We start from the raw sequence: 7,260 nt of genomic DNA on the forward strand, positions 1-7,260 counted from the left end.
TCGAGTTCATATTGTCTATTTATCAATGACTTAACGAACGCCATTTTACCCGTTTCCCATAGGGTTCACAAGGGCTATAAGCTAAAGTTGAGAGCATTGAACGGCTTCCGCCTCTACTACCAGCCGCAGCTCGACCGCAGCGGCCGCGTGATCGGCGCCGAGGCACTGATCCGCTGCTTCGACGCCGACGGAGCGATGATCTCTCCCGCTGCCTTCATCCCGCTCGCCGAGGAGACGGGCCTCATCGTGCCGATCGGCGAGTGGGTGCTGGAGACCGGCTGTGCGCAATTGCGTGCCTGGCAGGCCGAGCCGGCCACGGCCGGGCTGACGCTGTCGATCAACGTCAGCGCGCGCCAGTTCCACCAGCCCGACTTCGTCGGCAAGGTGGCGGCAGCGGTCGAGCGCAGCCGCATCCGCCCCGGCGGACTGAAGATCGAGCTCACCGAGAGCGTGGTGCTCGGCGACATCGAGACCACGGTGCTGCGCATGCGGCAGATCAAGGCCCTGGGCGTGCGCTTCGCGCTCGACGACTTCGGCACCGGCTATTCCTCGCTGTCCTATCTCAAGCGCCTGCCCTTCGACCAGCTCAAGATCGACCAGGCCTTCGTGCGCGACATGGAGAAGGACACCAGCAGCGAGGCGATCGTACGTGCGATCCTCGCGCTTAGCCGCTCGCTCGAGCTCGAGGTGGTGGCCGAAGGCGTCGAGACCGCCGCCCAGCACGAGCTGCTGCTGACACGCGGCTGCGAGCTGTTCCAGGGTTATCTGTTCGGCAGGCCGGTCCCGATCGAGGACTGGAAGGCGGGCTGAGCATGGGGCACTTCCACCCGGCCCAGGCGCGCGAGCGCATGCTCGAGGTGGCGCGCCCGCCGGCCTAGCCCAGCGTCGCGGTCGCGAGCTTGGCGCCGAAGCCTATGAAGACCCCGCCCACCCCGGCGGTCGCCCCGGCGGCCAGGCGGCGGTGGCGGCGGTGGCGGCGGAACTGCGCGGCCAGGCGCGCGCCGGCGAAGATGAGAGTGGACAGGTAGAGCACGCTGCAGACCTGCACGATCACGCCCAGGATCACGAAGGACAGCGCCGGGTGCGCGTAGGCTGGATCGACGAACTGGATGAAGAAGGACACGAAGAAGAGGATCGCCTTCGGGTTCATCAGGCTGATGACGAGCGCGGTGCGGAAGGGGTGCGGCGCGCTGCGCACCGGCGGGTAGTCGGGCTTGCCGTCGCCGACCTCGTCCGCAGTCTCGTCCCCGCGCCGCCAGGTGGCGAGCGCACCGCGCAGCAGGGCGAGCCCCACCCAGGCCAGGTAGGCGGCCCCCGCATATTTGATGACCATGAACAGCTCGGGCGTGGTGCGCAGCACTGATGCCATGCCGGTGACCGCCAGCAACATCAGGATGGTGTCGCCGACGAAGATCCCCGCCGCGCCCTGGTAGCCCGCCCGCACCCCCCAGCGCGAGGCCGCCGCCATGACGTAGAGCGAGTTGGGGCCCGGCAGCAGGACGATGAAGACGGTGCCGAGGATGAAGGTGAAGAGATCGGTGATGCCGTAGAACATGATGGGAAGGAGTACGGGTGGGGGTGGAAGCCGGCGACTACTTTGCCACGGCCGCCCAAGCGCAGCCACTACCGCAGCGCCGTGTTCGCCCCTGTCGGCACACCGACACGAGCGGTCAAATATTTCTACCCGCATCAGTAAATTCAATGAATCACGCAGCGGGATATAAATCGCCCAAAAAGTGGACCGCAACGCGTGATTGATCACGGCATCGCATGCGGATCGACTCTACGATCCAGGCCTCCTGCATGCCGAAATCCGATCAAGTCCTTGTCGGCGCTGCCGTTACAACTCGTATCCAAGATGCGGAGGTGTGAAGTCCTTCACGCTGCGTTCCGACGACGGCGGAAGAATAGACGCCGATCAAGTACGCAGGAACATAAAGCCGATTGAATGCCACCCTGCCTATCGCAGCCACCCGCCACCTCAACGATTCACAAGCCATGAAAACGATCTTCCTCGTCGACGACTCCGCAACCATCCTGCTCTCCATCTCGGGAATCCTGACCAAGGCCGGCTACGCCATCGAGAAGGCCCCCAGCGCGCTCGACGCCATCAAGAAGTTCCAGGCCGGCGTGAAGGTCGACCTGCTCATCACCGACCTCAACATGCCGGGGATGAACGGGATCGACTTCATCAAGGAAGTGCGCAAGCTGCCCGCCTACCGCTTCATGCCCATCCTGTTCCTGACCACCGAATCGCAACAGTCGAAGAAGGCCGAAGCCAAGGCTGCCGGCGCATCGGGGTGGATCGTCAAGCCCGCCTCGGCCGACGAGTTGCTCAACACCATCAAGCTGGTCATGCGTTGATCATGAACGCCCGGACCTTCATCCGCCGGACGCTGTATGTCCAGGTCTCGATCGCGCTTGCGGTCGGGTTGACCGTGTATGTCTTCAACGACTGGTTCCACGCGCGCTTCCTGACCGCGCTCGGCGTCCCGCAGCCGGTGGGCGACGCACTGGGTTCGATGCTGATCGTGGTGGTGGTCGCGCTCGCCATGCAGTTGGTGTCGCTGGCGTTCTTCCGCGACATGACCTTAGGCCGCGACGGCGAGCTGGACTTGCTCCGTCGTGCCCGCGAACAGGCGGCCACCTGCCGCGAAGCTGCCACCGAGCTGCGTGACGTACCGGCCTATAGCAGAGTACTGCGAAGCCAGCTTGACAGCGTGGTGCAGCAGACCGAACAGGCGGCCTACGACATCAGCAGCCGCCTGCAGACCATCGATTCGGTGGTCGGCGAACTCAACAGCTTCGTCGCCCAAGCGTCGGCAGAATCGGCCGAACTGGCGCACGACTCCGAGGCCCGCATCGCCAATAACCAGCAGTTGATCGTGCGCATGCAGGAATACATCAATTTCCGCATCCGGCAAGCTCACGAGGATGAGGTGCGGGTGAGCCAGGTGGTGTCCGAGGCCCGCTCGCTAGGCTCGCTCACCGGCCTGATCAAGGACATCGCCGCGCAGACCAATCTGCTCGCGCTCAATGCCGCGATCGAAGCCGCACGGGCGGGCGAGAGCGGGCGCGGCTTCGCCGTGGTGGCCGACGAGGTGCGCAAGCTGTCGGCCGAAACCGAGAAAGCGGTGGTCGCGATCAACCAGGGCATCCTCGGTGTCGCCCGTACGATTGAGTCGGAACTTCAGCGCGCCATCCCGGGCGAGGAGCGCATTGCGCTGTCGCAGTTCCCCGACAAGCTCACCGAGCTGGGTTCGAGCTACGAGCACATGCTGCGCAGCCAGGCCGGCACCATCGACACCGTGCGCCACAGCAGCGAACAACTTGCCGCGATGTTCATGGATGCACTGGCCAGCGTCCAGTTCCAGGACGTCACCCGCCAGCAGATCGAGCACACGGTCGAGTCTATGGTCCGCCTCGATGAACACCTGGTCGTGCTCGCCAATCGCCTCGAGCAAAGCGAGGACCCAGGCTTCACCTACACCCCGCTCGCCCAACACCTCGACGAGATCTACGGCCGCTACGTGATGGACCAGCAGCGCGAAGCGCACGCCACCGCGGTCGGCGCCCGCCCAGGCGTTGCAGCGGGCACCTCCAACAACAAGATCGAACTGTTCTGAGTCCCACCATGGCTAATCGCAAGAAGAAATCCGACCCGCCGCTCGTGATCGCCGAAGACATGACAATCTACAACGCCGAAGCCCAGAAACAACGCCTGCTGGATGCACTGCTGGCGACCGAGCGCCTGGAGATCGACCTCTCCGCAGTGAGCGAGATCGACAGCGCCGGCTTCCAGTTGCTGGTGCTGGTCAAGCGCGAAGCTCGCCGCCTCGACAAGGAAGCCCTGATCGTGGCGCACAGCGAAGCCGTCCGCGAGGTGCTCGACTCTTACAACATGGCCGCTGCCTTCGGCGACCCGCTGCTCATCCCGGCCGTCAAGGCCTGATCCGGCCCCCCAACATGGACGAAATCACCTCCGTATTTGTCACCGAGAGCCGCGAACAACTCGCCGCACTCGAGGCCGCGCTGCTCGAACTGGAAAACCAGCCGGGCGACGACGACACCCTCAACGCAATCTTCCGCAGCGCGCACACCATCAAGGGCGGCGCCGGCGTCATCGAATGCGGCTACATCGTCGCCTTCACGCATGTGGTCGAGAACGTGCTCGACAAGCTGCGCAACGCCGAGATCACCCTGAACTCGGACCTGATCGCCTTGCTGCTGGCCTGTTCCGACCATATCGGCCACCTGCTCAGCGTGCTCGAGACCGGCGCAGCCGGCCCCGCTGACGACCTCGCCACCGACGGCGAGGCGCTGCTCGCGCGCCTGCAGCGCGACTGGCTGTCGGGCGAGAAGGCCGTGTCCCGCTCGGGCCCGCCGGCTTCCGTGCCGCCCCCGGTTCAAAGCAGCGGGGGCGGCGCAGTCGAAACCGACTGCTGGCACATCTCGCTGCGCTTCGGTCCCGACGTGCTCAGGAATGGCATGGATCCGCTGTCCTTCCTGCGCTACCTGGGCTCGATCGGCCGCATCGAGCGCCTGGAAACGCTGACTGACACCATGCCCACGGCCGAACTCATGGACCCCGAGTCCTGCTACCTCGGTTTCGAGATCAGCTTCTCGTCGAATGCCGACAAGGCCGCGATCGAGCGCGTCTTCGATTTCGTGCGCGACGAATGCACGCTGCAGATCCTGCCGCCGCACAGCCGGCTGTCGGACTACATCGCACTGATCAACACCCTGCCCGAGGACGCGATGCGCCTGGGCGAGATTCTGGTCAAGGTGGGTGCGCTGACCCAGTCCGAGCTCGATGAAGGGCTGCAGTTGCAGAGCCAGAGCGAGCCTGCTGCCGGCGACGAGGACGAAGCTACCGCGCAAGCTGACGAGCCCAAGCTCCAGATCGGCGAAATTCTCGTCGAGCAGAAAGTGGTGCAGCCAGAACTGGTCGACGCGGCGGTCACCAAGCAGAAGCAGGTCACCGAGAAGAAGGCCGCCGAATCGCGCCTGATCCGCATCCAGGCCGACAAGCTCGACCGCCTCATCGACCTCGTCGGCGAGCTCGTCATCGCCGGCGCCAGCGTGAGCCTGCTCGCCGGCAAAAGCGGCATGGGCGAGCTGGTCGAGGCGGCGTCCCTCAGCAGCCGCCTGGTCGAGGGCATTCGCGATTCCGCGCTGCAACTGCGCATGGTGCAGATCGGCGAGACCTTCAACCGCTTCAACCGCGTGGTGCGCGACACCTCGCGCGAGATGGGCAAGGACATCGAACTGGCGATCAGCGGCGGCGAAACCGAGCTCGACAAGTCCATGGTCGAGAAGATCGGCGACCCGCTGATGCACCTGGTGCGCAACGCCATGGACCACGGCCTGGAGCAACCCACGGTGCGCGAGGCCAACGGCAAGCCAGCGCGCGGCCGGCTCGAACTCAACGCCTTTCACGATTCGGGCAGCATCGTCATCGAGGTCGTCGATGACGGCGCCGGCCTCAACCGCGACCGCATCCTCGCCAAGGCCATCGAACGCGGCCTGGTCCAGGCCGGACAGACGCTGTCCGACACCGAGATCTACAACCTGATCTTCGAACCGGGCTTCTCCACCGCCGAGAAGGTCACCAACATCTCGGGCCGCGGCGTCGGCATGGATGTCGTGCGCCGCAACATCCAGGGCCTGCGCGGCAGCGTGGATGTGAGCTCGACGCCCGGCCAGGGCTCGCGCTTTGCGATCCGCCTGCCGCTGACGCTGGCGATCATCGACGGCTTCCTGGTGGGCGTGGGCGATGCGGCGTACGTGATCCCGCTCGACAGCGTGGTCGAGTGCATCGAGCTGTCAGCGGACGCAAGCGAACGCGATTACGTCAATCTGCGCGGCGAGGTGCTGCCCCTGGTGCGCCTGCGCCAGCTCTTCGCCATGGCGGGCGAAGCCCCTCCGCGCCAGAACGTGGTCGTCGTCCAGTACGCAGGGACCAAGTCGGGCATCGTCGTCGATCAGTTGCTGGGCGAGTTCCAGACCGTGATCAAGCCGCTCGGCAGCATCTTCCGCAACATCAAGGGCATCGGCGGCTCGACCATTCTCGGCAGTGGCGAAGTGGCGCTGATCCTCGACGTGCAGGCGCTGGTACAGCGCTGCGCGAACAGCGAAGAACAGCGCGCGCACGGCGCACCGCCCACGCGCACCCTGCCCGCCCCCGCACGCACCTGACCCCCTTTTTACGCGCTTAACCGTCTTCCCCTGGAGTTCATCATGAAGAACCTGAAAATCGGCCTCCGGCTTGGCATCGGCTTTGCCATCGTGCTGGCGCTACTTTTGATCGTTGCGGTAATGGGCAGCCTGCGGCTTGGCAATCTGCAGGCCGAAATCACGGACATCGTCGGCGACAAGAACGTCAAGGTCGCAACCTCGAACGACATGATCGATGCGGTCAACATGATCGGCCTGCTCCACCGGAACATGCTGATCATGCGCGGCGATGACGACATTCGCAGCTTCACGCAAGGCACGAATGATGAACGCGCCAAACTCTTGAAGAGCCTCGAGGCGCTCGAGGCCTTCTCGTATGGCGACCAGGGCGTGCGGCTACTGGATGCCATCAAGTCGGCCCGGCAAGGTTTTGTCGGCGTGCAACAACAGTTTGAGTCGCTCATTGCGCAGCGCGATTTCGACCAGGCAACAAACATCTTTGCCTCGACCTATCGCCCGGCTTATCTGACGTATCTAGATTCAGTGAGCAAATTCATCTCTTACCAGACCGAGCTGATGCAGGAGACAGGCCGCGACGCCGAAGAACTCGGCGAGCAGTCCGTGATGCTGCTGATCGGGCTGGCCATCGCTGCGCTGGTGATCGGTATCGGCTTTGCATTCTTCATCACCCGCTCGATCACCCGTCCAGTGGGCGAGGTGAGCGCAGCGGCCAAGAAGATGGCCGGCGGCGACTTCAACTTCGACCTCAAATCCGACGCCAAGGATGAGGTTGGCGACGTGGTCCGCGCGGTTGCAGACGTTCAGTCCAGTGTCAAGCGCATGATCGCCGACGCCAGCATGCTGTCCGACGCTGCCGTGGCCGGCAAGCTCTCCACCCGTGCCGACGCCACCAAGCACCAGGGCGACTTCGGGCGCATCGTGCAGGGCGTCAATAACACGCTGGACGCCGTGATCGGTCCCCTGAATGTGGCCGCCGACTACGTCGATCGTATCGCCAAGGGCGCCATCCCGACCAAGATCACCGACACCTACAACGGCGACTTCAACACCCTCAAGAACAAC

The 7,260-nt window shown here is 64.4% G+C and carries 7 protein-coding genes; 6 read left to right on the top strand and 1 reads right to left on the bottom strand.

The genetic code is table 11. The features are described from left to right. The first annotated feature begins 87 nt into the window (after positions 1–87). On the top strand, positions 88–810 hold the full coding sequence (locus ACPT9U_RS17050) for a putative bifunctional diguanylate cyclase/phosphodiesterase (RefSeq protein ID WP_435751825.1): 723 nt from the start codon (positions 88–90) through the stop codon (positions 808–810). 64 nt (positions 811–874) lie between these two features. Here the strand turns inward: ACPT9U_RS17050 and leuE are convergent, their stop codons facing one another. Further along, positions 875–1,555 carry a leucine efflux protein LeuE gene (gene leuE / locus ACPT9U_RS17055; RefSeq protein ID WP_435751826.1) on the bottom strand — a complete coding sequence of 227 codons (681 nt, stop codon included), beginning with the start codon at positions 1,553–1,555 and terminating at the stop codon, positions 875–877. 443 nt (positions 1,556–1,998) lie between these two features. Here leuE and ACPT9U_RS17060 point away from each other — a divergent pair, with 443 nt between their 5' ends. The 5 genes from ACPT9U_RS17060 to ACPT9U_RS17080 all read left to right on the top strand — a co-directional run. Continuing rightward, complete coding sequence (locus ACPT9U_RS17060) at positions 1,999–2,364, top strand: response regulator (RefSeq protein WP_435751827.1); 366 nt, start codon at positions 1,999–2,001, stop codon at positions 2,362–2,364. Between the two features lie 2 nt (positions 2,365–2,366). Then, a complete protein-coding gene (locus ACPT9U_RS17065; RefSeq protein WP_435751828.1) occupies positions 2,367–3,626 on the top strand; it encodes a methyl-accepting chemotaxis protein in 1,260 nt (419 codons plus the stop codon). An 8-nt stretch (positions 3,627–3,634) separates the two neighbouring features. Next, positions 3,635–3,952 carry an STAS domain-containing protein gene (locus ACPT9U_RS17070; RefSeq protein ID WP_435751829.1) on the top strand — a complete coding sequence of 106 codons (318 nt, stop codon included), beginning with the start codon at positions 3,635–3,637 and terminating at the stop codon, positions 3,950–3,952. A gap of 14 nt (positions 3,953–3,966) precedes the next feature. Beyond that, positions 3,967–6,198 carry a chemotaxis protein CheA gene (locus tag ACPT9U_RS17075; RefSeq protein WP_435751830.1) on the top strand — a complete coding sequence of 744 codons (2,232 nt, stop codon included), beginning with the start codon at positions 3,967–3,969 and terminating at the stop codon, positions 6,196–6,198. Positions 6,199–6,240: 42 nt separating this feature from the next. After that, positions 6,241–7,260 (top strand): MCP four helix bundle domain-containing protein (locus ACPT9U_RS17080; RefSeq protein ID WP_435751831.1); only part of this gene is annotated, 1,020 nt, incomplete at its 3' end.

The sequence above is a fragment of the Thauera sp. AutoDN2 genome (genome assembly GCF_051280715.1).
In the GTDB taxonomy this organism is placed as follows: Bacteria; Pseudomonadota; Gammaproteobacteria; order Burkholderiales; family Rhodocyclaceae; genus Thauera.